The sequence below is a fragment of the Geodermatophilus sp. SYSU D00700 genome, assembly GCF_054050255.1.
Genome location: NZ_JBJGZA010000001.1, coordinates 73,205 through 98,845, shown reverse-complemented (window position 1 = coordinate 98,845; position 25,641 = coordinate 73,205). Strand labels below are relative to the sequence as shown.

24 protein-coding genes are annotated in these 25,641 nt (G+C 75.8%); 13 read left to right on the top strand and 11 right to left on the bottom strand.

Annotation, left to right across the window (positions count from 1 at the left end; all coding sequences use genetic code 11):
* The first annotated feature begins 88 nt into the window (after positions 1-88).
* From ACI79V_RS00435 to ACI79V_RS00425, 3 genes are all read left to right on the top strand, one after another.
* Positions 89-415 carry a hypothetical protein gene (locus ACI79V_RS00435; protein WP_456885805.1) on the top strand — a complete coding sequence of 109 codons (327 nt, stop codon included), beginning with the start codon at positions 89-91 and terminating at the stop codon, positions 413-415.
* Between the two features lie 166 nt (positions 416-581).
* Positions 582-1,949, top strand: a complete 1,368-nt coding sequence (locus ACI79V_RS00430; protein WP_456885804.1) for a vanadium-dependent haloperoxidase — start codon at positions 582-584, stop codon at positions 1,947-1,949.
* 86 nt (positions 1,950-2,035) lie between these two features.
* Positions 2,036-2,731, top strand: coding sequence for a hypothetical protein (locus ACI79V_RS00425; protein WP_456885802.1), 696 nt, complete (start codon positions 2,036-2,038; stop codon positions 2,729-2,731).
* A 70-nt stretch (positions 2,732-2,801) separates the two neighbouring features.
* On the opposite strand, the gene ACI79V_RS00420 is transcribed toward ACI79V_RS00425, so the two are convergent.
* From ACI79V_RS00420 to ACI79V_RS00410, 3 genes are all read right to left on the bottom strand, one after another.
* Complete coding sequence (locus ACI79V_RS00420) at positions 2,802-3,701, bottom strand: SDR family NAD(P)-dependent oxidoreductase (RefSeq protein WP_456885801.1); 900 nt, start codon at positions 3,699-3,701, stop codon at positions 2,802-2,804.
* 185 nt (positions 3,702-3,886) lie between these two features.
* Positions 3,887-4,456 (bottom strand): hypothetical protein, encoded by a 570-nt coding sequence (locus tag ACI79V_RS00415; RefSeq protein ID WP_456885799.1) that lies wholly within the window; start codon positions 4,454-4,456, stop codon positions 3,887-3,889.
* 141 nt (positions 4,457-4,597) lie between these two features.
* Positions 4,598-4,957: a VOC family protein gene (locus ACI79V_RS00410; protein WP_456885797.1), complete on the bottom strand. Its 360-nt coding sequence runs from the start codon at positions 4,955-4,957 to the stop codon at positions 4,598-4,600.
* Positions 4,958-5,013: 56 nt separating this feature from the next.
* On the opposite strand from ACI79V_RS00410, the gene ACI79V_RS00405 reads away from it, so the two are divergent.
* The 3 genes from ACI79V_RS00405 to ACI79V_RS00395 all read left to right on the top strand — a co-directional run bounded on the left by ACI79V_RS00405 (position 5,014) and on the right by ACI79V_RS00395 (position 7,486).
* Positions 5,014-5,454: a flavodoxin family protein gene (locus tag ACI79V_RS00405; RefSeq protein ID WP_456876435.1), complete on the top strand. Its 441-nt coding sequence runs from the start codon at positions 5,014-5,016 to the stop codon at positions 5,452-5,454.
* A 25-nt stretch (positions 5,455-5,479) separates the two neighbouring features.
* The gene (locus tag ACI79V_RS00400) at positions 5,480-6,856 is read left to right on the top strand and encodes an FAD-dependent oxidoreductase (RefSeq protein ID WP_456885796.1); all 1,377 of its coding nucleotides are present in this window, start codon (positions 5,480-5,482) and stop codon (positions 6,854-6,856) included.
* Between the two features lie 156 nt (positions 6,857-7,012).
* Positions 7,013-7,486 carry a DUF3237 domain-containing protein gene (locus ACI79V_RS00395; protein WP_456885794.1) on the top strand — a complete coding sequence of 158 codons (474 nt, stop codon included), beginning with the start codon at positions 7,013-7,015 and terminating at the stop codon, positions 7,484-7,486.
* Positions 7,487-7,498: 12 nt separating this feature from the next.
* Here ACI79V_RS00395 and ACI79V_RS00390 read toward each other — a convergent pair whose 3' ends face one another.
* On the bottom strand, positions 7,499-8,641 hold the full coding sequence (locus ACI79V_RS00390; protein WP_456885792.1) for a MalY/PatB family protein: 1,143 nt from the start codon (positions 8,639-8,641) through the stop codon (positions 7,499-7,501).
* A gap of 57 nt (positions 8,642-8,698) precedes the next feature.
* Here ACI79V_RS00390 and ACI79V_RS00385 point away from each other — a divergent pair, with 57 nt between their 5' ends.
* The gene (locus tag ACI79V_RS00385; protein ID WP_456885790.1) at positions 8,699-9,622 is read left to right on the top strand and encodes a diacylglycerol/lipid kinase family protein; all 924 of its coding nucleotides are present in this window, start codon (positions 8,699-8,701) and stop codon (positions 9,620-9,622) included.
* Here the strand turns inward: ACI79V_RS00385 and ACI79V_RS00380 are convergent.
* Together ACI79V_RS00380 and ACI79V_RS00375 are read right to left on the bottom strand one after the other, a co-directional pair.
* Positions 9,608-10,624, bottom strand: coding sequence for an LLM class flavin-dependent oxidoreductase (locus ACI79V_RS00380; RefSeq protein WP_456885788.1), 1,017 nt, complete (start codon positions 10,622-10,624; stop codon positions 9,608-9,610). The genes ACI79V_RS00385 and ACI79V_RS00380 overlap by 15 nt on opposite strands.
* A gap of 32 nt (positions 10,625-10,656) precedes the next feature.
* Positions 10,657-12,114, bottom strand: a complete 1,458-nt coding sequence (locus tag ACI79V_RS00375) for a M1 family metallopeptidase (protein ID WP_456885786.1) — start codon at positions 12,112-12,114, stop codon at positions 10,657-10,659.
* Between the two features lie 218 nt (positions 12,115-12,332).
* Here ACI79V_RS00375 and ACI79V_RS00370 point away from each other — a divergent pair, with 218 nt between their 5' ends.
* Both ACI79V_RS00370 and ACI79V_RS00365 read left to right on the top strand, forming a co-directional pair.
* Positions 12,333-13,448 (top strand): alpha/beta hydrolase fold domain-containing protein, encoded by a 1,116-nt coding sequence (locus ACI79V_RS00370; RefSeq protein WP_456885783.1) that lies wholly within the window; start codon positions 12,333-12,335, stop codon positions 13,446-13,448.
* A 120-nt stretch (positions 13,449-13,568) separates the two neighbouring features.
* A complete protein-coding gene (locus tag ACI79V_RS00365) occupies positions 13,569-14,747 on the top strand; it encodes a glycerophosphodiester phosphodiesterase (RefSeq protein ID WP_456885781.1) in 1,179 nt (392 codons plus the stop codon).
* A gap of 42 nt (positions 14,748-14,789) precedes the next feature.
* Here ACI79V_RS00365 and ACI79V_RS00360 read toward each other — a convergent pair whose 3' ends face one another.
* From ACI79V_RS00360 to ACI79V_RS00340, 5 genes are all read right to left on the bottom strand, one after another.
* Entirely contained in the window at positions 14,790-15,377 is a 588-nt protein-coding gene (locus ACI79V_RS00360; RefSeq protein WP_456885779.1) for a peroxidase-related enzyme, read from the bottom strand.
* An 18-nt stretch (positions 15,378-15,395) separates the two neighbouring features.
* The gene (locus ACI79V_RS00355) at positions 15,396-16,991 is read right to left on the bottom strand and encodes a diguanylate cyclase (protein WP_456885778.1); all 1,596 of its coding nucleotides are present in this window, start codon (positions 16,989-16,991) and stop codon (positions 15,396-15,398) included.
* Between the two features lie 4 nt (positions 16,992-16,995).
* Positions 16,996-18,528 carry an ATP-dependent DNA ligase gene (locus tag ACI79V_RS00350; protein WP_456885776.1) on the bottom strand — a complete coding sequence of 511 codons (1,533 nt, stop codon included), beginning with the start codon at positions 18,526-18,528 and terminating at the stop codon, positions 16,996-16,998.
* An 82-nt stretch (positions 18,529-18,610) separates the two neighbouring features.
* Positions 18,611-18,925, bottom strand: coding sequence for a DUF2795 domain-containing protein (locus ACI79V_RS00345; protein ID WP_456885774.1), 315 nt, complete (start codon positions 18,923-18,925; stop codon positions 18,611-18,613).
* Between the two features lie 37 nt (positions 18,926-18,962).
* Positions 18,963-20,162 (bottom strand): GAF domain-containing protein, encoded by a 1,200-nt coding sequence (locus ACI79V_RS00340; RefSeq protein ID WP_456885772.1) that lies wholly within the window; start codon positions 20,160-20,162, stop codon positions 18,963-18,965.
* A gap of 106 nt (positions 20,163-20,268) precedes the next feature.
* Between ACI79V_RS00340 and ACI79V_RS00335 the strand changes: the two genes are divergently transcribed.
* The 4 genes from ACI79V_RS00335 to ACI79V_RS00320 all read left to right on the top strand — a co-directional run bounded on the left by ACI79V_RS00335 (position 20,269) and on the right by ACI79V_RS00320 (position 25,617).
* Complete coding sequence (locus tag ACI79V_RS00335) at positions 20,269-22,092, top strand: flavin-containing monooxygenase (protein WP_456885771.1); 1,824 nt, start codon at positions 20,269-20,271, stop codon at positions 22,090-22,092.
* Between the two features lie 121 nt (positions 22,093-22,213).
* Positions 22,214-22,600 carry a DUF6394 family protein gene (locus tag ACI79V_RS00330; protein ID WP_456877376.1) on the top strand — a complete coding sequence of 129 codons (387 nt, stop codon included), beginning with the start codon at positions 22,214-22,216 and terminating at the stop codon, positions 22,598-22,600.
* A gap of 98 nt (positions 22,601-22,698) precedes the next feature.
* Entirely contained in the window at positions 22,699-24,393 is a 1,695-nt protein-coding gene (locus ACI79V_RS00325; protein WP_456885769.1) for a potassium channel family protein, read from the top strand.
* A gap of 24 nt (positions 24,394-24,417) precedes the next feature.
* The gene (locus ACI79V_RS00320; protein WP_456885767.1) at positions 24,418-25,617 is read left to right on the top strand and encodes a low temperature requirement protein A; all 1,200 of its coding nucleotides are present in this window, start codon (positions 24,418-24,420) and stop codon (positions 25,615-25,617) included.
* Positions 25,618-25,641: the final 24 nt, after the last annotated feature.

Genomic DNA, 25,641 nt, shown 5'->3' with positions numbered 1-25,641 from the left:
AGCGCTCGCTCCACAAGCGCTCGCAGGGTCCACGGGCGGCGCGACGGCGACGCCGCCGCGGGCGGCACGGGCGCACTACCGTTCGCGGATGGACGTCGTCGTCCGGGGACTCAGGCAGGCACTGGTGGCGCTGCTGGCCACCACCGGGATGGCGCTGGCGGTCGCGGGGCTGTGGTCGGCGCTCCAGGGGAGCGGGTTCCTGCGGACGCTGGCCGTCACGCTGATGGTCGCCGCCGGCGCCCTCGGCCTGTCCAGCGGTGCGGTGTTCACCCGGGCCCACGGTTACGAGCACGGCCACGGGCCCACCCTCGACGACCACGGCTCCGAGGGCGGGGTGCTGACCGGGGTGGGGGTCTTCCTCTTCGTGTCGCTGCCGCTGTTCGCCGCCGGCGCGCTGCTGTTCGGCGTCGCCTGAGTCGCCGACCGTCATGACCATCCGTGGTCACGAGGTCACGGATCGATAACATCGGGACGCCGCCGTTCCCCAACACATGTGCTCTCCGTCACGATCCGATCACGGAGGAGTATCCCGGAGGAGCCGGGAGAGCTCGCCTCCGCGGAGGAGCGCCATGCCCGGTCAGGTGTCCCGACGACAGGTGCTCCTCGCGGCGCTCGGCACCGGAGCGGCCGCGGTCGCGCTCCCGCGGACCGCCGCCGCGGCGCCCGCCGGGGTCCCCGGTCCTGGTGGCGCGACGGTCGCCGGGCACGCGGCCGACGAGGCGCTGAGCTGGCTGCAGACCACCTACGACCTGGTGCTCGCCGAGAACCTCAGCCCGCCGGCCGCTGCCCGCACCTACGCGCACACGGCGATCGCCATGTACGAGGCCGGGGTCCGGGGGATGCCCGCCCACCGGTCCCTGGGTGGTCTGCTGCGGGACCTGCCGGTCCCCGCACCCCGCCCCCTGGCCGCGCCGGTCGACTGGCCGGCCGCCGTGGTGACGTCGGCCGCGGCCGTGCTCCGTCAGGTGCTGCCCTTCGCCGGCGCCGGCGCCGGAACCCGGGAGCGGCTGGACGCGGCCGAGGCGGACGCACTGGCCCGGCGGCGCGCCGCCGGGGTGTCCGAGCGGGCGCTCGACGCGTCCACGGCGCACGGGCGGGCGGTCGCGGGGGACCTGGCGCCGTGGATCGCGGCCGACGGCCACGCCGGGATCCTCGGCCGGCTCTACACGCCGCCCGCCACCGAGCCCTGGCACTGGGTCTCGACGCCGCCCAACTTCCGTCCGGCGGTCGAGCCGTACTGGTCCGAGGTCCGCCCGATGGTCCTCACCAGCGCCGACGAGGTCGAGCCCGAGCCGCCCCTGCCCTTCTCGACCGAGCCGGGATCGGTGTTCCACGCCCAGGCGACGACGGTGCACCGTCAGTCGGCCGCGAACACCGACGAGCACCGGGCCATCGCCCGGTTCTGGACCGACAACCCCGGCTCGTTCACCCCGCCCCACGGCACGCCGACCGGTCTGCCCTCCGGCCACTGGATGCTCATCGCCACGCAGGCCCTCGCGCTGCGCGGCGCGCGGCTCGACGTCGCCCTGGACACGCTCGCGATGACCGGCATCGCGCTGCACGAGGCGTTCCTCAACTGCTGGACGTGGAAGTACCGGTACCAGCTGCTCCGGCCGGTCACCTACGTGAACCGGTACATCGACCCGGGCTGGAGCACGTACGTCAACAGCCCGCAGTTCCCGGAGCACACGTCGGGGCACAGCGTCGCGTCCCCGGCGGCGGCCGCCGTGCTCACCGACCGGCTGGGCACCTTCCCCTTCACGGACCGGTCGCACGACGTCCGTGGGCACGCCCCGCGCACCTTCGCGTCCTTCGGCGACGCCGCCCGCGAGGCCGCGGACTCCCGGCTCTACGGCGGCATCCACCTCCCGCACGCCATCGAGGCGGGCCTCGCCCAGGGGCAGCAGGTCGGCGCCCTGGTCCTCCGGCGGATCCGCACCCGCCGCTGACTCCCCCTCGTCCCGATCCGGGGCGCCCGCCGGGCGTCCCGCCCTCCCCGCACGGCCCGGCCGTGCGCTACCGAGAGAAGGTCTGCGTGTCCGCCTCCACCCTGCGCCGTCTGGGGACGGTCGCCGTCTCCGCAGCGGCCCTCGCCGTCGTCGTCACTCCGTCGCCCGCGCTGGCCGGTGACCTGTTCTTCTCCAAGACCTCGGGCACCACGGCCTGGGTCACGTGGCTCGAGGTGGGGGAGCTCCCGCCGGCCGCCGGCGCCCCGGGCAACGCCCACTTCGGCGACCTGTTCGTCGACGACCTGGGCAACGGCCGGGCGTCGGTGTTCGGCTCCGTGTCCGACGTCGAGTGCGACGACGGTGTGACCCCCTACCTGCCCGGCGGCGGGCACGGCGAGCCGGCGCCCGAGGACGGCCCCTGCCGGCTCCTCGGCGTCCGCTTCGTCGAGGGCGGCCAGGTGACCTTCACCATGGACCGGAAGTACACGACGGCGACCCTCACCGGGACGCTCGCGGTGGGCAGCGGGCACGGGGAGACCCCGACCTCGGCACCGCCGGTGTCGATCACGTGGACCGGCGTGGGGGACACCTACAGCGAGCGTCGGAGCGGCACGATCGTCGACGAGTTCGGGACCTGGACGTACCGGTACGACTTCACCGGCCGGGAGGCCGTCGTGGCCCCCGGCAGCCGGATCGGGCCGATGGTCTTCGACGACGAGGCCGGCGAGTACTCCGAGTCGCAGCTCGGCAGGTACCGCTCGTCGGACCGTCAGCGCTCCTGAGCCGGCCGGCCTGCCGGGCCGTTCGCGGGCGGCCCGGCAGGACGGCACGGTCCTCCTGACGCCGTCGGCGTCAGCCGGCTGTCGGGGCACTCCGCGCCGGCTCGGTCGTGGACGTGGGCACCGCCCCGCAGATGGCCGCCCGGAGGTCCGCGTCACGGGTGACCAGCAGCTGCCCGAGCCGGATGAACGACGACGGGGAGAGGCGCATCAGGCGCCACGCGACCCGGGCGTACCGGGGCGCGACGATGATCGCCCGGTCGCGGTCGACCCCGCGCAGGACGTGGACGGCCAGGGCGTCCGCGTCGTACAGGCGGCCTCCGTTCAGCTTGGTGATCACCGTCCGGGGGTCGACCGCCTCGACGGTGGGCACCCGCGGGAGGTCGCGCGGCATGCCCTTGTCGAGGAGCGGGGTGTCCACCCCACCGGGGCAGACCACGCTCACCCGCACCCCGCGGCAGGCGGCCTCGCCGCGGAGGGCCAGCGAGAGCCCGACCACCGCCCACTTCGTCGTGGCGTAGGGCGCGAAGCCCGGGTTGGGCAGCAGCCCGGAGACGGACGCGACGTTGACGATGTGCCCGTGTCCCTGCCGCACCATCAGCGGATAGGCGGCCTGCACGCCGTGCACCACACCGCGCAGGTTGACGTCGATGGCCCGCTCCCAGTGGGCCAGGGACAGCTCCTCGACGGGACCGGCGATGGCCACGCCGGCGTTGTTGACCAGCAGGTCCAGCCCGCCGTGCCGCGCCGCGGTGTCGGTCACCAGGGCGTCGACCGCCGCCGCGTCCCGCACGTCCACGGCGGCCGCCGAGGCCGCTCCCGGCCCGCTCGCGGTGAGCTGTTCCGCCACCCTCGCCGCGGCCGCGCCGTCGGTCCCCGTGAGGACCACCTCGTCACCCCGGCGCACCAGGGCCGCGCTCAGGGCCCGCCCGATCCCCGAGCTCCCGCCGGTCACGATCGCCACTCGGGGCACGGCCCACCTCCGGCTGCCCGGATCCGACGTCCGCAGTGCTGACGAGCCTGGCGCGTCGCTCGGCGCCGGACCACGTCCGGGGTCACCGGTGCGGCTCCCCGGCCACCGGGAGGGCCGCGCGACGGCGTGGGCCGCCGGGACGTGCTCCGGACGTGACGACCGGTGACGACGGCTCGACGCGCCGCTCAGCGGCCCGGCCGCACCCCCGCCAGGAACCGCTCGAGGACCGCCGTCCACCGCTCGCGCGCCGCGTCGTTCGCCTCGAGGGTCGGCAGCCCGACCTGGGTCGCCACGAGCGAGGCCGTCCCGTCCTTCTTCGGTTCGCTGGTGACCACGACCGACGAACCGTCCGCGGCCCTCGTCCGCCACGTGGTGCGCCGGTCGGTGCCGCTGACCCTCACGTCCGCGCCGGCGACGACCTCCTGCACGGCCGCGTCCCCGTCGGCGAAGGCGCGCCACCGCTCCATGAGCTCGGCCATGCCCAGCGGCGTCGACCGGCTGACGCTGGTCTGGAACGTGCCGTCGGACCGCTGCCCCGGGATCCGGCGGCCGATGTGCTGCTCGTAGGCGACGGTCACCGACTGGGTCCACCAGCCGCGCTGCTCGACGGTGTCCCCGAGCTCCTCGTAGACCCGCAGCGCGATCTGCCGGTGGTCGAGCTGCGGCGCGCCGATCGCGTCCATGAAGCGGAGCCACTCGTCCCAGGTCCGCTTCGTGGCCCGCTCGACCGGGCCGATCCGGGGGTTGGTCGCCATGACCTGCGATCCTGCCCTGCGGTCAGTCCACCGGGGCGCCGCCGAGGCCGCCCGGCGGGCGCCGGACGTCGACCTGGTGCGGTCTCCGGAGGGCTGAGACCGCCGCAGGTCGACACGGGGGCGACCTCGCGGCGCCGGCCCTCACTCCGGCTGCAGGAACTCCAGCCGGTTGCCGAAGGGGTCGTGCGCGTACACCCGGCGGAAGCCCGGGAAGTCGGCGTCCCAGGTGACGTCCTGCCCGGCCGACGCCAGCCGCCGGACCACCTCGTCGAGGTCGGCGACCAGGATCCCCGGGTGGGCCTTGCGGGCCGGGCCGAAGTCGTCCTCGACGCCGAGGTGCAGCTCGAGCCCGCCGGAGCGGAACCACGCCCCGCCGCGGGCGGCGAGCACCGGCGGCTTGTCCACCTCGGTCATCCCGAGCACGCCGGCGAAGAAGGCGCGGGCGGCCGCCTCCTCGCCGCGCGGCATGGCCAGCTGCACGTGGTGGAGTCCCTCGAACACGCCCCGACCCTGCCGCACGCCCGGGCGGGGCGCGCACCGGGGGCACGATGGCGGGCATGCCGCGGTTGCTCGTCGTCCACCACACCCCCTCGCCGAACCTGCAGGCGGTGCTGGAGGCGGTGCGCGAGGGCGCGGCGCTGGTCGAGGAGGTCGAGCTCGAGGTGCGCCCGGCGCTCTCGGCCGGGCCGGCCGACCTGCTCGCCGCCGACGGCGTGCTGCTGGGCACCCCGGCCAACATCGGCTACATGAGCGGGGCGCTCAAGCACTTCTTCGACACCGTCTACTACCCGTGCCTCGACGCCACGGTCGGCCTGCCCTACGGGGTCTACGTGCACGGCGGAGACGACACCGCCGGCGCGCTCAAGGCCATCGGCACGGTCACCGGGGCGCTGCGGTGGAAGCAGGTGGCCGCGCCGCTGTCGCTGACCGGACCGCCCACCGCGGACGACCTCGAGGCCGCGCGGGAACTCGCCGCCACCGTCGCGGTGAGCCTGTAGCCGCCCACCGTCCTAGCCTGCGGGGGTGAGCACCCGACTGGTCGTCATCGGTGGCGACGCCGCCGGAGGCAGCGCGGCGTCGCAGGCCAAGAAGCGGCGTCCCGACCTCGACGTCGTCCTGTTCGAGCGCGGCCGCGCGACCTCCTACTCCGCCTGCGGCATCCCGTACTGGATCTCCGGCGCGGTGGAGCGCGAGGCCGACCTGGTCGCCCGCACGCCCGAGCAGCACCGCGCCAACGGTCTCGACGTCCGCATGCGCACCGAGGTCGTCGGCATCGACACCGACAAGGGCGTCGTGCACTGGCGCGACCTCGACGCCGGCACCGAGGGCACCGAGCCCTACGACGACCTGGTGTACGCCACCGGCAGCGTGCCGATGCGCCCGCCGGTCGAGGGCATCGACGCCGAGGGCGTCTACGGCGTCCAGGTGCTCGACGACGGCGTCGCGCTGCGGGCCGAGCTCGACAGCGGCCGGGTGCGGCGGGTGGTCGTCGTCGGCGGCGGCTACATCGGCCTGGAGATCGCCGAGGCGTGCAAGGAGCGCGGCCTCGACGTCACCGTCGTCGACCGGTCGGCCACGCCGGTGGGCACCTTCGACCCCGACGTCGGCCGGTACATCGCCGACGCCGTGCGGGAGGAGGGTGTGGAGCTGGTGCTCTCCGACGGCGTCGCGGCGATCGACGTCGGCCCCGACGGGCGGGCCCGCGCGGTGGTGACCGGCAGCGGCCGGGAACTGCCCGCCGACCTCGTCGTCCTCGGCCTGGGCGTGCGGCCCAACGTGCGGCTGGCGGAGGAGGCCGGCATCCCGCTGGGCACCTCCGGCGGCATCGCCGTCGACGCGCAGATGCGCACCCAGACGCCGGGCGTGTGGGCGGCCGGCGACTGCGTGGAGTCGGTGCACCGGCTCTCCGGGCAGCGGGTCGTCGTCGCGCTGGGCACGCACGCGAACAAGCAGGGCCGGGTGGCCGGCATCAACATCGGCGGCGGCTACGCCACCTTCCCGGGCGTCATCGGGACGGCGATCACCCGCACCTGCTCGATCGAGGCCGCGCGGACCGGGCTGGCCGAGGAGGAGGCGCGCGAGGCCGGGTACGAGTTCGTGACCGCCGCCGTCGACTCCACCACCAAGGCCGGCTACTTCCCGGGCGCCAAGCCCATCCGGGTCAAGATGACCGCGGAGCGGCGCACCGGCCGGCTGCTCGGCGCCCAGATCGTCGGCAAGGAGGCCGCCGGCAAGCGGATCGACGCCCTCGCCATCTGCATCTGGAACGAGATGACCGTCGACGAGGTCCTGTCGCTGGACCTCTCCTACGCGCCGCCGTTCGCCCCGGTCTGGGACCCGGTGCTCATCGCCGCCCGCAAGGCGTCCGAGGCGGTGGAGGCCGACCTGCGCTCCTGCTGACCGGCAGGTCTGCCGGTCACCGGGAGGCGGACCACGCGTACGCGCCGTCCCGGGAGCGCCCGGGCGTGCACGGGACCCTTGACGCCCCGTCCCGCGCGGCGGACCGTCCCGGTCCCGGGCGGGCTCCCGGCCCGCCCCGTCCTGGGGAGGGACGCCATGCCGCACCTGGTACCCGAGTTCGACTACCACGCCGACGTCGAGCCCCACCCGGTCGGCCCCGGGCCCTACGGCAACCGCCTCGAGGGGACGATCACCGGCGGCGAGATCTCCGGCGAGCGCCTCAAGGGCAGGATCGTCGGTGGCGGTGCGGACTGGATGTTGGTCGGCAACGACGGGTTCGGCCGGCTCGACGTGCGCACCACGATGCAGACGGTGGACGGCGCCCACGTCTACTTCCAGTACGGCGGGCTCCTGCAGCTGACCCCGGCCGTGCTGGCGCTCATGGGCGGCGGGGACACGGCGACGGACTTCGGCGACCAGTACTTCGTCACCACCCTGCGCCTCGAGACCGGTGACGAGCGCTACGCCTGGGTGAACCAGGCGGTGTTCGTGGGGGAGGGGCGCCTGGTGCCCGGGAAGCGGGTGGAGTACCGGATCTACCGGGTCGCCTCGGGAGAACAGGCGACCTGACCGGGGAGCACCTCAGCCCAGTGCGGCGGCCATCCGCTCGACCACCGCGGCCAGCACCGGCTCGGGCGTGGCCAGGTCCATCCGCACCGCGCCCCGGCCGGCGGCGCCGCACCGGGCGCCGTCGACCACCGCCACGCCGGCCTCCGCGAGCAGCAGGTCACCGGGCGCGTCGACGGGGAACCCCTCCAGCCAGGCCAGGTAGGTGCCCTCGGGCGGGCGGTACCGGATCCCGGGCAGGTGCGCGGCGACGAGGTCGGCGAGCAGCCGGCGGTGCCGGTCGAGGACGGCGAGGGTGTCGTCGAGCCAGGCGACGCCGTCGCGGTAGGCGGCGGCGTTGGCCACCGCGCCCAGCGTCGAGGCGCCGTGCTCGACGGGGTGGCCCACCCGCGCCCACGTCGCCGCGTCGGCGTCGTTGGAGAGCACGAGCTGCGCGCACTTGAGCCCGGCGAGGTCCCACGCCTTCGACGCGCTGGTGGCGGTGACCGCGTGCGCGGCCGGGACGTCGCCGAGCGAGGCGTAGGGCACGTGCCGGTGGCCGGGGAAGACCAGCGGCGCGTGCACCTCGTCGGAGAAGACGCGCCCGCCGTGCCGGTCGACGACCTCGGCCACGGCGAGCATCTCGGCGGGCTCGAGCACCCGGCCGATCGGGTTGTGCGGGTTGCACAGCACCAGCAGGTGCCCGCCGGCGCGGAAGGCGGCGCCGAGCGCGTCGAGGTCGTAGACGTACCGGTCGCCGTCGCGGGCCATAGGCACCTCGATCACCTCCCGGCCCAGCGCCGGCGGCACCTCGAGGAAGGGCATGTAGGCCGGCGTCGGCAGCACCACCGGCGAGCCCGGCCGGGACAGGTGGGTGATCGCCGCGGCCAGCCCGGCCAGCACGTCGGGCAGGGGCCGTACCCGCTCCGGCGGCACGGCCCAGCCGTAGCGGTCGCGGGCGAAGCCGCACCAGGCCTCGGCCACGTCGTCGGCCAGCCAGTCGGGCAGGTAGCCGAACAGGCCCCGGCCGACCGCCTCCTGCAGGGCCCGGGTCACCGCCGGCGCCGTCCCGAGGTCGGACTCGGCCACCCACGCGCCCAGCGCCTGCGGGTGGCGGGTCCACTTGAGGCTCCCGCGCCGCCGCAGGCCGGCCACCACGTCGTCGACGTCGCTCGTCACGGTGGCGATCCTGCCCGGGCGCACCAGGGCGGCGCGCGGGCTGGGAGGGTGCCTGTCGTGGACCTGCTGGTGGTGGCCAACCGCAACGCCGGGAGCGCCGACGAGGAGCGCCTGGCCCGGGCCCTGGAGGTGCTGCGCGCCGGTGCCGACGTCGAGGTCGCGGCGACCGCCGACGCCGCCGACCTCGACCGGGTCGTCGCCGGCCGCGCGGGCCGCCGGCTGGTGGTGGCCGGTGGCGACGGATCGGTGCACGCGGTCGTGGCCACGCTCGACCGGGCCGGCGCGCTCGACCCGGCCGACCCCCTCGGCATCGTCCCTCTCGGCACCGGCAACGACCTCGCCGGCGCGCTCGGGCTGCCCGACGACCCGGCCGGCGCCGCGCGGTGCGTCCTCGGCGGCGACCCGCGCCGGCTGGACCTGCTCCGCGACGACGCCGGCGGCGTGGTGGTCAACGCCGTGCACGCCGGCATCGGGGTGCGCGCCGCGGACGAGGCCGCCGGGCTCAAGGAGCGGTTCGGCGCGCTGGCCTACCCCATCGGGGCCGCCGTCGCCGGGCTCGCCGGCGCCGAGCACCGGCTGCGGGTCACCGTCGACGGCGCCGTGGTCACCGCGCCGGACGGCTGGGCGGCCGACGGCCGCACGCCGCTGCTCGTGGTCGGCGTCTGCAACGGGCCGACGATCGGCGGCGGGACGGCGCTGGCGCCCGGGGCCGACCCCGGCGACGGGCTGGCCGACGTCGTGGTCAGCGCGGCCACCGGCCCCGCCGCCCGCGCCGCCTACGCGCTGGCGCTGACCGCGGGGCGGCACCTCGACCGCGACGACGTCGTCCGCGTCCGCGGGCGCGAGGTGGCCGTGTCCGGCGAGCCGGTCGCCCTGGACGCCGACGGCGACCTGCTGCCGCCGGTGCCGGCGCGCACCTGGCGGGTGGCGGCGGGCGCCTGGTCGGTGCCCGTCCCGCGCGCGGGGTCAGGCCGCCGGTGACCAGCCCAGCAGCGGGCCCAGGCGGGTGGCGACGGCGGTGAGCATCTGCTCGTAGTCGGCCTCCGCGAAGCTGAACGGCAGCGCGAAGACCACCTCGGTGACCTCCCGGAACCCCTCGTGCGCGTACAGCGCCTCGGCGACCTGCTCGGCGGTGCCCAGCAGGTCGGCGGCGAACAGCAGCCGCGCCGGGCCCTGCGGGCTCCGGGTGCGCGGGGTGCGGGCCGCGACGTAGGCGGCGTAGCGCTCCCGCTGCTCGGGCGTCGCGCCGTCGGTCGGGATGACGACCAGGCCCTGGGACACCCGGCCGGTGCCACCGGCGTCCCGGTAGGCGCGGATCTGCCCGGCCTGGATGGCGGCGAAGTCGCTGCGGTCGTCCTCGGCCTTCACCACGCTGCTGGTCAGCAGGTTCGTGCCGGCCCGCCCGGCCCACCGCGCCGAGCGGGTGCTGGCGCCGCCGTACCAGATCCGGCCCCGCAGGCCGGGGGAGTGGGGCTGCACCCGGTCCGACCACTCCTCGACGACCCCCTCGCGCCCGGAGAAGGAGGCGGCCGGCTCGCCCGCTACGAGCCGCAGCAGCCGCTCGACCCGGGTGTGGGTGAAGTCCTCGGCGTCGGCGGTGTCGGGGTAGAGCGCGGCCTTGACGTCGTCCCAGTGCATCGGCGGCCCGACGCTGACCCCGGGGTGGAGCCGGCCGCCGGAGAGCACGTCGACGGTGGCGAGGTCCTCGGCCAGGCGCAGCGGGTTCTCCCAGCCCAGCGGGGTGACGGCGGTGCCGAACGCGATCCGCGACGTCCGCTGGGTCAGTGCCGCCAGGACGGCGACCGGCGAGGAGATGCCGTACTGCAGGTGGCGGTGGCGCAGCCAGGCGCTGTCGAACCCGAGCCGCTCGCCGAGCTCGACCATCCGCAGCGTGGCCTCGTGGCCGGCGCGGGGCTCGGCCGGGTCGAAGGAGCCGATGGTGAGGAAGCCGAGGTGCTCGAGCGGGGTGCCGGGGGCGGGCATGACGCCGATCCTGCCCGCCCCCGGCGGTCGGCTCAGTAGCCGACGGGCTTGGCCGGGGTCACCACCCAGTCGGTGAAGAAGCCGTCGAGCTGCTGCCCGCTGACCTCCTCGGCCAGTGCGACGAAGTCGGCCGTGGTCACCGTGCTGTCGGCGTTCTCGGTGGCCCAACGCTCCAGCAGGGTGAAGAAGGCCGCGTCGCCGATGCGGGTGCGCAGGGCGTGCAGCGTGGCCGCGCCGCGGTTGTAGACGGCGGAGGCGAACAGGCCGGTCGGGCCGGGATCGCTGACCACCGTCCGCCAGAACGAGCTGGTCGCCGGCTGGGCGTAGACGGTGGTGTAGCGCGCCTGCGCGGTCCGGCCGCCCCGGCTCTCCTCCCACATCCACTCGGAGTAGGTGGCGAAGCCCTCGTTGAGCCAGATGTCGGCCCACCGCTCGGGGCTGACGCTGTTGCCCAGCCACTGGTGGGCCAGCTCGTGGGCCACGGTGCCCTCGCGGGCCTGCCCCGAGTACACCGGCCGGGTCTGGGTCTCCAGGGCGTAGCCGACGCTGTTGTCGTCGACGATGGCGCCGTACGAGGTGAACGGGTAGGGCCCGTACAGCTCGGAGAAGAAGGCGATCATCGCCGGCTGCTGCCCGAGGCTCGCCTCGGTGGTGGTCCGCTGCGCCGGGGTCAGCCCGGTCTCCACGTAGTTGAGGATCGGCAACCCGCCGGGGCCGGTCTGGGTGCTCAGCGTGTAGTCGCCGATCGACGCGGTCGTCAGGTAGCTCGCCGTCGGGTCGGTGGCCCGCCAGGTCCACGTGGTGCGGCCGTCGACGGTCACCGGCCCGCCCACCGGCTCGCCGTTGGCGATCGCCGTCTTGCCCTCCGGCACGGTGATCCGGAAGTCGTAGGTGGCCTTGTCCGTCGGCACGTCGTTGACCGGGTACCACGTCGGCGCGCCCTCGGGCTGGTTGGCGACCAGGACGCCGTCGCCGAAGGTGACCCAGCCGTAGAGGCCGCCCTCGATGTCGGTGGGCTGCCCCGGGTTGCCGCTGTAGACGACGGTGACCTGGTGGGTGGTGCCTGCCCTGAGCTTCGGCGCGGCCTGCACGACCAGTTCGCCGCCGCGGCCGTCCGCGCCGACCAGCAGCTGCTGGTAGCGGGCGGGCTTGCCGTCGACCAGCACCGAGGAGGCCGTGAGCCCGCGCAGGTCCAGCGAGAAGCTCGCCAGGTCGGCCGTGGCGGTCAGGGTCATCACGGCGGTGCCGTCGAGCCGGCCCTCCGCGGGCGTCGCCCCGGGGAACCACGACAGCCCGAGGTCGTAGTGCTGGACGTCGTACCCGCCGTTGCCCGCCGCCGGGAAGTACGGGTCCCCGCCGGAGGTGCTGCCGTCGGCGTAGCGCGGCTCGCCGGGCGCTCCGGGAGCGGCGGCGGCCGGAGCGGCTCCGGCGACGAGGGCGGTCGCGGCGACGAGCGCGGCGGTCGTCAGGGCTGTCCGGGGTGTGCGCACGTATCTCCTCCTCCAGGGCCCACGGCGGGCCGGTCCGGACACCGTAGGGCCACGTAACGGATGCGTCACGGGCCGGTTCCGTCGCGACCCGCCGACGAAGACCTGACACCGGCGTGATCCGCGCCACTACGGTCGCCGGCACGACGGCTGCCCCACCCCGGGTGTTCCTGACGGCGCCTGCGGCCGCGGCCGGTCCCCGGAACCGCCCAGGAGGAACCGTGACGACGACGTCCGACCCGACGACCCGCACCCCGCTGCCCGGCCGGCTGGGGGACCCCGCCGCCGAGTACCGCACCGACGACCGCGCCGACCGCCGGCTGCGCGAGGCCCTCGCGCGGTACGGCCTCGACGCCCAGGCCGCGCCGCCGCCCTTCCCGCGGGACGCGCCGCTGGAGGACCGGCTGGCCTTCGTCCGGGGTGCCCACGACGCCTTCGAGCAGCTGTACGCCGCGGTCGCGCAGGAGGAGACCCACCGCGACGACGTCACCCGCACCACGCACACCGCCCCCGGCCGCGGGGGCAACGCGATCCCGCTGTACGTCTTCCGGCCGGCCGGCACCGAGGGGCAGCCGCTGCCCGGGCTGGTGTACCTCCACGGCGGCGGCATGACGATCCTCGACTGCGACAACCGGCTGCACACCCGCTGGTGCGAGGACCTCGCCGCCACCGGCCTGGTCGTCGTCGCCGTCGACTTCCGCAACGCCGTGAGCACCGACGGCCACGCCCCGTTCCCGACCGGGCTGCACGACTGCGCCGACGCGCTCACCTGGCTCGACGCCCACCGCGGCGAGCTCGGGGCGACCTCGCTGGTGCTGCAGGGGGAGTCCGGCGGGGCGAACCTGTGCCTGGCGTCGGCGCTGCTGGCCAAGCGGGAGGGCCGGCTGGACGCGATCGCCGGCGTCTACGCGATGGTCCCCTACATCTCCGGTGGCTACGGCTGGGACGACGACGCCAAGCGCGCCGAGCTGCCCTCGCTGGTGGAGAACGAGGGCTGGTTCCTCAACACCGCGATGATGGACGTCCTGGTGTCGACCTACGACCCCGCCGACGAGCACCGCCGCGACCCGCTGGCCTGGCCCTACTTCGCCACCGTCGAGGACCTGACCGGGATGCCGCCGCACGTGGTCACCGTCAACGAGCTCGACCCGCTGCGGGACGAGGGCATCGCCTACTACCGCCGGCTGCAGGCGGCCGGCGTGCCGACGATCGGCCGGGTGAACCTGGGGCTCACCCACGCCGGCGAGCTGGTCTTCAAGACCGCCGTCGGGGACGTCTACGACGCGACCGTCGCGGACATCGCGCGCTTCGCCCGGAGCCTGTCGCCGGCCGGGTAGCCCGCGGCCCCGGCTTCACCGGGTGTTCGCCGCGCCGTCGGCGGGCCGTCCACCTCGACCGGATGAGGTGCCTGACGGGCCGCCGGCGAGGGGCGCCGGTGCGAGCCCGCGGAGGCAACCGTGCCCGTACCGTCGCGTCGCCGCACCGGCGTCGTCGTCGCGCTGACCGCCGTCCTGCTCGCGCCGGCCGCGCCGGCCGCGGCGGCACCGCCGTCCACCCCGCCGGGGCAGTCCGAGGGCAGACCCGCCGACGGCGGGCGCGCCGACGGTGCCGGCGACCTGCTCGTCATCGGCCACCGGGGCGCGTCGGGGTACCGCCCCGAGCACACGCTGGCCGCCTACGAGCTGGCCGCCCGCATGGGTGCGGACTACATCGAGCCCGACGTGGTCAGCACCCGCGACGGCGTCCTGGTCGCCCGGCACGAGAACGAGATCTCGGGCACCACCGACGTCGCCGAGCGCCCGCAGTACGCCGACCGGCGCACCACCAAGGTGATCGACGGCGTCGAGCTGACCGGCTGGTTCACCGAGGACTTCACCCTCGGGGAGCTGCGCGGCCTGCGCGCGGTGGAGCGGCTGCCGGAGCTGCGCGAGGAGAACACCCTCTACGACGGGCTGTACCAGGTGCCCACCCTCGACGAGGTCCTCGAACTGCGCGAGCGGCTGAGCCGGGAGCTGCGGCGGGAGATCGGCGTGTACATCGAGACCAAGCACCCGACCTACTTCGACTCCATCGACCTGTCGCTGGAGGAGCCGCTGGTCGCCGACCTGGACGAGGCAGGCCTGGACCGGCGCCGCTCGCCGGTGTTCGTGCAGTCGTTCGAGACGGCGAACCTGCGCGAGCTCGACGAGGTCGTCGACGTGCCGCTGGTGCAGCTGCTCTCGGCCAGCGGCGCGCCCTACGACCTGGTGGCCGCCGGCGACCCGCGCACCTACGCCGACCTGTCCACCGCCGAGGGCCTCGCGGAGATCGGGAGCTACGCCGACGGGGTCGGACCGGAGAAGGCGCAGGTGATCCCGCGGCTGCCCGACGGCACCCTGGGCGAGCCCACGTCCCTGGTCGACGACGCGCACGCCGCCGACCTCCTCGTCCACCCCTACACCTTCCGCAACGAGAACCAGTTCCTGCCCACGGACCTGCGCGAGGGTGACGACCCGGCCGACTACGGCCGCGCCATCGAGGAGCACCTGGCGTTCTGGGCGACCGGGATCGACGGGGTGTTCACCGACAACCCCGACACCGGAGTGGTGTCCCGGCAGCTGTTCGCCGACGGCGTGCGGGCCGACGACGCCGCCTGAGCCGGCGCCGCCCCGGTGGCGGCGGGCCGCCTGCCCCGGCCGTCACCGGGGCAGGCGGCCCAGCAGGTGGAACTCGGGGTTGGGCGGGATCGCGGCGAAGTGGGCCAGCCGGTTGGACAGCGCGAAGAAGGCGGTGATGGCGCCGACGTCCCACACGTCGTCGTCGGTCAGGCCGACGGCGCGCAGCCGGTCGAGGTCGGCGGCGGTGACCGCGGCGGGGTCGGTGGCCAGCCGGACGGCGACGTCGAGCACGGTGTGCATGCGCTCGGACAGCGGCGCCTTGCGCCAGTCGACGGCGACCAGGTCGGCCAGCAGCGGGTCGCGGGTGCGGATGCGCGCGATCGCCCCGTGCGCGACGACGCAGTAGGCGCAGTCGTTGGCGGCGCTGGTGGCCACCACGATCAGCTCGCGCTCGCCGGTGGACAGCCCCGGGGTGTCCTTGTCCATGAGCGCGTCGTGCATCGTGAAGAAGGCGCGCGCCTCGTCGGGGCGCCAGGCCAGCGCGGCGAAGACGTGCGGCAGGAACCCCGAGCGCTCCTGCACGTCGGCGTAGCGCTCGGCGAGGTCGGCCGGCAGGCCGGCGGGGTCGGCGAGGGGGAAGCGGCTGATCGGGGTCTGCTCGGCGGTCACCCGGCCAGCCTGCCGGGTTCAGCCCGTGACGACGACCCGGTCCCGGCCGGCCCGCTTGGCCCGGTAGAGGCGGGCGTCGGCCAGGCCGAGCAGCTGCGCCGGCGTCCGGTCGGTCACCTCGGCGGTGCTCGCCGCGCCGACGCTGACCGTGACCGGCAGCCCGCCGGTGAGCCCGGCCCACGGGTGCGCGGCGACCGTGCGGCGGACGGTCTCGAGGTGGGCGGTCGCGGCGCCGGCGTCGACGTCGGGCAGGACGAGGAGGAACTCCTCGCCTCCCAGCCGGGCGGCGAACGAGCCGCTGCCGCCGGGCGCGCCGGTCTCCTGCAGCAGCGTGGCCACCGCGCGCAGCACCTCGTCGCCGACGGCGTGGGAGCAGGTGTCGTTGACCCGCTTGAAGTGGTCGAGGTCGAGCAGCGCCACCCACACCCGGCCGGCGCCCTCGGCCAGCAGCCGGGGGAGCTCCTCGTCGACGTAGCGGCGGTTGTACAGGCCGGTGAGCGGGTCGCGCAGCGACAGCTCGCGCCAGCGGCGGCTCTGCCGGCGCGCCTCGGTGGTCTCGTACACCGCCTGCAGCGCGCGGGCGCGGGCCTCCCGCTGCGCCGACTGCAGCTCCACGAGCTCGGCGACGTAGCGCTTGTGCTCCTCGAACGCGGCCCGGTGGTCGCCCTCGGCGGCGTGCAGCTCGGCCTGCTCGGCGCGGGCCCGCACGCGGATCGAGGTCAGGCCGTGCTCGGCGCACCGCCGGACGCATTCGGTGAGCGCGTGCCGCGCGTGGTCGAGGGCGCCCCGGCGGCGCTGCACCTCGGCGAGGGTGAGCAGGAAGTCCGCGCCGGCGTCGCCGTCGGAGGAGGCACCGAGCACCTCGGGCGCGAGCCCGGGCAGCAGCACGGCCTCGGCCTCGGCCAGCCGGTCGAGGCCCATGAGCGCCCGGGCGACGGTGTCGAGCCGGCCGACCTCGAGCTCCGCGCCGTGCGCGGCGGCCAGCGCCTGCAGTCGCTCGCTGTGCACCAGCGCGTCCTCGAACCGGCCGGCGAGGGTGTCGGTGTAGGAGAGGTTGTTGAGGATGCGCAGCTGCCGGTCGACGTCGCCGAGCTCCTCGGCCAGCCGCAGCACGGCCGTGTACCGCTCGGGGGCCGCGGGGTCGCGGGCGAGGCCGAGGACGTCGGCCAGCCGCACCAGGTGGTCGACCCGCAGCGCGGGCAGGGCGTCGTCGTCGAGCAGGTCGACCGCGGAGACGGCGTGCTCCAGCGCGCCGGCGAGGTCGCCGACCTCCTGGAAGACGGCGGTGAGCACGAAGGAGCTGCGGGCCAGCAGGCGCCGGTCGTGCGCCTCGGTGGCCCAGCGGTGGACCTCCGAGGCGGTCCGGCCGGCCTCGGCGACCGCGCCGCGGCGGCGCTGCAGGTCGGCGCAGACCAGCCGGGCGCGGTGCTCGAGGTCGGGCCGGTCGAGGTCCCGGGCGGCCTCGAGCACGGCCTCGGCGCGCTCCGACGCCGACCCGGCCTCGAACCGGGTCAGCGTCTCGAGGTCGTCGAGGGCGGCCAGCAGCGGGGCGACGGGGTCGGCCGGCTCCGACCGGAGCGCCGGCCCGTCGAGCCGGCCCGCACGGATGAGCACCGCCTCAGCCTCCTGCCAGCAGCGCGCGGACCGCGTCGACCGTGTCGGCGTCGGCGGGGCTGCGGTCGGGGCGGTAGCGCAGCACCCGCGCGAAGCGCAGCGCGACGCCGCCGGGGTAGCGCGGGCTGCGCTGGGCGCCGTCGAGGGCGACCTCGACGACCACCTCCGGCCGCAGCTCCAGCCCCCACGGGTGCTCGGCGCGGGCGTGCCGGGGGAAGGTGCGGGTCTGCCAGTCGAGCAGTTCGTCGGTCATGCCCTTGAACGTCTTGCCCACCATCAGCGGGTCACCGCCGTCGGGGTCGCGGGCGCCGAGGTGGATGTTGGACAGCTTGCCGCTGCGCCGGCCGTACCCCCACTCCACGCCGAGGACGACGAGGTCGAGGGTGTGCACCGGCTTGACCTTCTGCCAGGCGCGACCGCGGCGGCCGGCGGCGTAGGGCGCGTCCAGCGCCTTGACCACCACGCCCTCGTGCCCGGCGGCGAGCGCGTCGCCGAGCACCGCCGCGGCCTGCTCGGGGGTGGGCCGGCGGGCGCCGGGCATCCGCAGCGGCGCGGCGTCGTCGGCGGCCAGCAGCCCGTCGAGGACCTCGAGGCGGGTGGCCAGCGGCTCGTCGAGCAGGTCACGGCCGTCGAGGTGCAGCACGTCGAAGAAGAACGGCGACAGCAGCACGCCGGCGTCGGCGCCGTCGCTGCCGAAGCGGCTCATCGTGTCCTGGAACGCGCGCGGGCGGCCGTCGTCGTCGAGCGCGAGCGTCTCCCCGTCGAGGACGGCGGTGCGGCAGGGCAGCGCGCGCACCCGCTCCACCAGCTCGGGCACCCCGCCGGTGACCTCCCGCAGCGTGCGGGTCCACACCCGGACGTCGTCGCCGTCGCGGTGCACCTGGACGCGGGCGCCGTCGAGCTTGTGCTCCACGGTGACCTCCCCGCCCAGGTCGGCGAGCGCCGCCTCCAGAGAGGAGCCGGGGGCGGCCAGCATCGGCCGCACCGGCCGGCCCACCCGCAGGCCGACGGCGGCCAGCGCCGGCTCCCCGCCGCCGAGGGCGGTCGCGGCGGTCTCGTCGAGCCGGCCGGTGAGCATCGCCGCGCGGCGCACGGTGGCCGGCGGCACCTCTGCGGCGGCGGCCACGGCGTCGAGCAGGACGCCCTCGAGCGCGCCCTGGCGCAGCTCGCCACCCAGCAGCCCGGTCAGGAAGCGCTGCTCGTCGGCGGTGGCCGCCGACAGCACCTCACCCAGCAGCGCCTCGCGGCGGGCGGTGGCGCCGCTGCCGGAGGTGGCGGCGAGCGCGGTGAACGCGGCGTCGACCGCCGCGACGGTCAGCGACGGCGCGGATGCGGGAGCCGGCAGCGCCCGCGACAGCGTCCGCCAGCCGACGCCGACGCGTCCCTGCGGCAGCTCGCCGGCCAGCCACGCGGCGACCGGGCCCACCTCGCCGGGCGCGGCCGCGCGCAGCGCCCCCGCGATCGCCGCGGCCTTCGCCGTGCGGGCGCGGGTGGCCCCCACCGCGGCGGAGGCGGCGACGACGTCGGCGAGCAGCACGCCGACATGCTCCCAGCCGGGTACGACACCGCGGGACATCCCGCGCCGGACGCACCACCCCCGCGGGCGAGACCGGCCGGGGTCAGCCCGAGGTCCGCCCGGTGCCGGACCCCGCGTCGTCCGGGTGCCCGGTGAAGGCCGCGCGCGCGTCGGCGCGGGTCGCCTCGGCGGCGTGGGTCTCGACGTCGGAACGCGGGACCGCGGCCGGGCGCAGCGAGCGGACCACCTCGTCGACGTTGGCGAACGCCTCCCCGGGCGGCAGCGTCCGGATGCTGCGCAGCACCTCGTCGGGAGCGCCGTGCCGCCGGGCGGCGTCCAGCAGCGCCTCCTTGTCGGCGGGGTAGTCGACCTCGCCCAGGTGTGCGAGCACGTCCGGCACGGGAACGGCGTCGGCCACGGGATCTCCTCGGGACGCGGGACGGGACGCCCCGGGGCTACCCGCGGCCGGGACCGGTACGCACCGTCAGCACGACGCCGTCGGCCAGCCGGTAGGGACCGGTGGCGACCAGGTCGCCGACGACGCGGCGGAGCCGGGACACCTCGGCCCGCGCGGCCACCACGTGCCCGTCGTCGCCGAACAGGCCGCGGCCCAGCGCGGCGGCGTCCAGCCCCCGCGGGCCGGCGCCGGCCACGAGGGCGAGGACCTGCGCCTGCCGCCGGGTGAGCGCGGCCGACCACGAGCCCTCGCCGCCGGTGACCCGCAGCACCGGCCGGGCGGTGAGGTCCAGCTCGGCGGTGACCGGCGCGCGGGACTCCCGGCAGCGCAGCAGCCACCCCTCGCCCAGCCGCTCGGGGGTGCACAGCCCGAGCCCGGCCACCGCCATGGGCAGCCCGGCGCGCGGCGCGGCCACCCGCGGGCCGGCGGCGATCCCCGACCGGGCGGCCACCCAGCCGTCGTCGTCGACCACCAGCACCGGCCCGCGCACCGTCCCCAGCACCGGCTCGGCGGCCCGCCGCAGCCGGTCGAGGTGCTGCTCGTGCCGTCGCCACAGCCCGGTCTCGGCCAGCCGCACCGAGGTCTCCACCAGCGCGCCGATCGCCGGGTGCAGCGTGAGCGCCGGGCCGCTGACGTCGACGACGCCGAGCAGCTCCCCGGTGACCGGCGAGTGGACCGGGGCGGCCGAGCAGTACCAGGGGTGCTGGGCGGGCTCGAAGTGCTCGGCGGAGAACAGCTGCACCGGCGCGGCCTCGGCCAGCGCCGTCCCGATGGCGTTGGTGCCCACCGCGGCCTCGGTCCAGGTCGCCCCCTCGGCGAAGCCGAGCCGGTCGGCCCGCCGCCGGGTGGCCGCCGACCCGTCCCGCCACAGCACGACGCCGTCGGCGTCGGTGACGACGACCAGCCCGTGCGAGGCGTCGGCGACGCCGACCAGCACCTGGCGCAGCTCCGCGACGACCAGCGCCAGGCCGGACCCGTGGCGGCGCGCCTCCACCGCGTCGGGGGGCAGCGGGTCGCGGGGGCGCGGCCGGTCGGGGTCCAGGCCCAGGCCCAGCACGCGGGACCAGGACCGCTCGACCACCCGCCGCGGCCGCACCGGCGGACGCCCGCCGGCGAGGACGGCGTCGTGCACCCGGGAGAGCACCCGGGCGTGCGTGGACAGGTCGGTACCGGGCGCGACCGCCGACCACGCGGGCACCGGCGCCTCCTCGGGGCGTGCAATCCGCTGCAACGCTCCCGCTCCGGTCGGCGGCGCGCTGTGCTGGACATCACACCACGTCGGACCGGGACGAGGAGGTCTCTCCGTGACGCAGACGCTCGACGCACCCCCGCAGAGCCCCGCGCGGCGCGCGGCCGAGTGGTTCACCGCCCTCGAGGACGCGCTGCGCGCCCGCGACGTCGAGCGGGCCGCCGGCCTGTTCGCGACCACGAGCTTCTGGCGCGACCTGGTCGCCTTCAGCTGGAACCTGGCCACCGTCGAGGACCGTGCCGGGGTGACCGACCTGCTCACCGCCACGCTCGACCGCACCGATCCCTCCGGCTTCGTCGTCAGCGAGGAGCCCGAGGAGGCCGACGGCGTCACCACGGCCTGGTTCACCTTCGAGACCGCGGTCGGCCGCGGGAAGGGCCTGGTGCGCCTGGTCGAGGAGGACGGGCAGCCGCGGGCGTGGACGTTCCTCACCACCCTGTACGAGCTGAAGGGCCACGAGGAGCCGCGCGGCCCGGGCCGGCCGATGGGCGCCGAGCACGGGGCGAACCGGCGGCGGCGGACCTGGGCCGAGCGCCGGGCCCGCGAGGCGGCCGAGCTGGGCCGCACCACCCAGCCGCACGTCCTCGTCGTCGGCGGCGGGCAGGGCGGCATCGCACTGGGCGCCCGGCTGCGCCAGCTGGACGTGCCCGCCCTCGTCGTCGACCGGCACCCCCGGCCCGGCGACCAGTGGCGCGGCCGCTACAAGTCCCTGTGCCTGCACGACCCGGTCTGGTACGACCACCTGCCCTACCTGCCGTTCCCGGACAACTGGCCGGTGTTCTCGCCCAAGGACAAGATCGCCGACTGGCTCGAGTCCTACGTGAAGGTCATGGAGATCCCGTACTGGGGCAGCACCGAGGTCCGCCGCGCGGAGTACGACGAGGCGGCCGGGGAGTGGACCGTCGAGCTCGTCCGGGACGGGGAGGAGCTCACGCTCCACCCGAGGGAGCTCGTGCTGGCCACCGGCATGAGCGGCAAGCCCAACGTGCCGGTGCTGCCGGGCCAGGACGTGTTCCGCGGCGAGCAGCACCACTCCTCGGCCCACCCCGGCCCGGACGCCTACGCCGGCAAGCGGGTGGTCGTCGTCGGCAGCAACAACTCCGCCTTCGACATCTGCGGGGCGCTGTGGGAGCACGGCGCCGACGTGACGATGGTGCAGCGCTCCTCGACCCACATCGTGAAGAGCGACAGTCTCATGGAGATCGGGCTCGGGGCGCTCTACAGCGAGGAGGCCGTGGCCGCCGGCATGACCACGGAGAAGGCCGACCTCACCTTCGCCTCGCTGCCGTACCGGATCCTGCACGAGTTCCAGATCCCCGCGTACGAGCAGATGAAGGAGCGCGACGCCGACTTCTACGACCGGCTCGAGAAGGCCGGGTTCTGGCTGGACTGGGGCGACGACGGGTCGGGGCTGTTCATGAAGTACCTGCGCCGCGGCTCGGGCTACTACATCGACGTCGGCGCCGCCGACCTGGTGGCCGACGGCGACGTGGAGCTGGTGCACGGCCAGGTCGACCACCTGACCGAGGACGCCGTCGTGCTCGACGACGGCACCGAGCTGCCCGCCGACCTCGTCGTCTACGCCACCGGCTACGGCTCGATGAACGGGTGGGCGGCCGACCTCATCTCCCAGGAGGTGGCCGACCGGGTCGGCAAGGTGTGGGGCCTGGGCTCGGACACCACCAAGGACCCGGGGCCCTGGGAGGGCGAGCAGCGCAACATGTGGAAGCCCACCCGGCAGCCGGGGCTGTGGTTCCACGGCGGCAACCTGCACCAGTCGCGGCACTACTCGCTCTACCTCGCGCTGCAGCTCAAGGCCCGGCAGGTGGGCATCCCGACGCCGGTGTACCGGCTGGCCGAGGTGCACCACGTGCGCTGAGCCGCCGAGCCACTGCGCGCGCTGAGCCCGCCCGGCGCCGGGGAGTCCGGTCTCCCCGGCGCCGGTGCGTGTCCGGCGCTAGGGTCGGCGCGGTCAGCACCGGGCCGGTCGCAGGAGCCGCATGAACCTCGAGAAGGTCGTGTTCGGGTTCTTCGTGCTGCTCGCCGCGACGCTGAACTTCGGGTTCTTCCTCGGCGACATCTCCGACCCCGCGCTGCACAACGTCTACGAGCTGTTCGCCGCCCTCGTGGTCAGCCTCATCGCGACGGTGCTCAAGTTCGGCGACCGCACGCAGATCGGCGCGGTCCACCTCGCCACCAGCCTGGTCGCCGACCTGCAGCTGGTGGCGGCCACCATCACCTGGGCCTGGGCGGTGCACGTCTCCGCGGACGGGCTCACCGAGGTGACGACGGCGAGCATGGTGTCGCTGTCGGGCGGGGCGCTGCTGGCCAACGTGGTCTCGGTGGTCCTGCTCGTCATCGAGACCGTGTCCTTCCAGCGGCACTGACCGCCGTGGACGCCGCGCCGCCGCCCCCCGTCACGACCCGCGGACGGCGTCGGCGCCGGCGGGCCCCGGTGGTGCCGCGCGCCGAGGGTTCGGCGACGGTGTTCGTCGTCCTCCGGCGGATGCGGGCGCCGCTGATCACGCTCATCGCCATCTTCTTCGTCAGCGTGCTCGGGCTGTCGCTGATCCCGGGCGTCGACGCGGAGGGCCGACCGGCCCGGCTCAGCCTCTTCGACGCCTTCTACGTCATGAGCTACACGGCGACGACGATCGGCTTCGGCGAGATCCCGTACGAGTTCAGCTACGGGCAGCGGCTGTGGGTGACCGGGACCATCTACCTGACCGTCGTCGGCTGGGCCTATGCGATCGGGTCGCTGCTGGCGCTGCTGCAGGACCGCGCGTTCCGGCAGGCGCTGGCGCTGCGGCACGTGTCCCGCAAGGTCAGCGCGCTGCGCGAGCCGTTCCTGCTGATCTGCGGCTTCGGGCAGGCCGGCGAGACGCTCGCGCGCTCCCTCGACGCCCTGGGCCGCCGGTTCGCCGTCGTCGACTGCGCGGAGAACCGCATCGACGCCCTCGAGATCGCCGGCCACCGGGCCGACGTCCCCGGGGTGGTGGGTGACGCCCGCGACCCGCACGTGCTCGGGGTCGCCGGGCTCGGGCACCCCTACTGCGAGGGCGTGCTGGCCGTCACCGGTGACGACGAGGCCAACCTCGCGGTCACGATGGCCGCCGCGCTGCTGCGCCCCGAGCTGCCGGTGGTGGCCCGCACGACGTCGGCGACGGTGGCGGAGCGGATGTCGGGCTTCGGGTCGCCGACGGTCATCAACCCCTTCGACCGGTTCGGCGACCACCTGCGGCTGGCGCTGCGGACCCCGGCCTCGTTCCAGCTCATGACCTGGCTGGAGAGCGGCCCGGGCGCCGAGCTGCCGCCCCGGGGGAAGGCGCCCGCGCCGGGCCGGTGGCTGGTGTGCGGCTACGGCCGGTTCGGCCGGCACTTCGCCTCCGACCTGCGCGCGGAGGGCCTGGAGGTGACCACGGTCGATCCCTCGCCGGAGGAGGAGCCGACCATCGTCGGGGACTCCGCGGACCCCGAGACCATCCGGCGGACCGACCCGGCGTCGGCGGTCGGGCTGGTCGCGGCGACCGACAACGACACGACGAACCTCTCGCTGGTGGCCGAGGCGCGGCGGCTCAACCCCGACCTGTTCGTCGCCGCCCGCCAGAACCAGCCCGCCGACGCGGCGCTGTTCGCCGCGATGGAGGTCGACGCGCTGCTGGTGCCCACCGAGGTGGTCGCGCACGACGCCTACGCCCGGCTCAGCACGCCGCTGCTCTGGCGCTTCCTGCGCGAGCTGCCCCGGCAGACCGACGACTGGTCGGCCGGCGTCATCGACCGGCTGCTGGAGGCGTGCGGCACCCACCTCGAGGCGCTGTGGAAGGTGCGGCTCACCCCGGACGACGCGCCGGCGCTGCACCCCCACCTGGTCGGCGGGCGGTTCCGGCTCGCCCACCTGCTGCGCAACCCCGCCGACCGGGACACGACGCTGCTGGCGGTGCCGCTGCTGGCGCTGCGCGGGGACGAGGCACTGATGGCGCCCGACGGCGGCCTGGTGCTCGAGCCCGGCGACGAGCTGCTGTTCGCCGGCCGGGCCGCGGTGCACCGGGAGGTGGAGGCCACGCTGTTCATCGACGGCGTCGCCGACTACCTCGTCACCGGCCAGCGGGTGCCGTCGAGCTGGATCTGGCGGAAGCTGAGCCGGTCGAGGCCCGTGCCGGACGCGACCCCCGCGCCCTGACCGGCCCGCTACGGGGGGAGTTCCATGGCCGGCGTCCGGACCTTCTTCGGCGGCCGCGGCGGCGACGCCGTCCGGCCGCCGCGGCTGCGCACCGACGACCACCGCTCCGCCTCGCGACTGGAGCTGTTCTTCGACCTCGCGTTCGTCCTGGTGGTCGCCGAGCTGGCGATCGCGCTGCGCGAGGACGTGACCGTGCACGGGTTCGCCGTCTTCGCGGGCCTGTTCGCCACCGTCTGGTGGTCGTGGGTGAGCTCGACGCTCTACGCCAACCGCTTCGACCACGACGACGTCGTCTACCGGCTGTACAAGCTCGCCAGCATGGCCGCCGTCGTGGGGCTGGCGGCGTCGGCGTCGGAGGCGACGGGGGAGCGGTTCACCGTCTTCGTGCTCTGCCACGTCCTGCTGCGGGTGCTGCTGCTCCTGCAGTACCGCCGGGCGCACGTGCACGTCCCCGAGGCGCGACCGATCACCCGGCTGTACCTGCTCGGCGCGGGCGCCGGTGCGGTGCTGTGGGCGGTGTCGCTGGCGGTCCCCCGGCCGGCCGCGTACGCGCTGTGGGCGGCCGCGGTCCTGGTCGAGGCGCTGGTGCCGCTGCTCGCGACGCGGTCCTCGGCCGACGTGCCGCTGCACGTCGAGCACCTGCCCGAGCGGTTCGCGCTGTTCGTCATCCTCGTGCTCGGCGAGCCGGTGGCCGCCGTCGCCCACGGGCTCTACGACGCGAAGTGGTCGGCCGCCGCGCTGCCGGTGGCCCTCCTGGGGTTCGTGCTCGCCGTGGCGCTGTGGTGGAGCTACTTCGACCTCGCCGGCGCGAGGGCGAAGAAGCTGCTGGGCGAGGCCGGGGAGTCCAACGGCGCGCACTCCCACGACGTCTACGTCTTCGGGCACCTGCCGCTGACGCTCGCGCTCGCGTCGGTGGGCGCGGGTCTGGAGCTCGCCGTGGTGGAGGCCGCCGCCGGTGAGGTGCCGGCCGGGACCAGGCTGCTGGTCGCCGGTGGGGTGGCGGCCTACCTCGTCTCGGCCAGCCTCACCGCGTCGGCGATGACGGGACGGGTACGACACGGGTGGTGGTGGCCGCTGGTGGCCGCGGTGGTGGCCGCGCTCGACGCGCTGCTCGAGTTGCCGGCGTGGGTGGTGATCGGTGCCCTGGCCGCCCTGGTGTCGCTGGTGGTCGTCGTGGGCCTGGTGCAGCGCTCGGCGGGGGAGCTGGAGACCGAGGAGGTCTGAGCCCGGCGGTGCGCAGGGACCTCC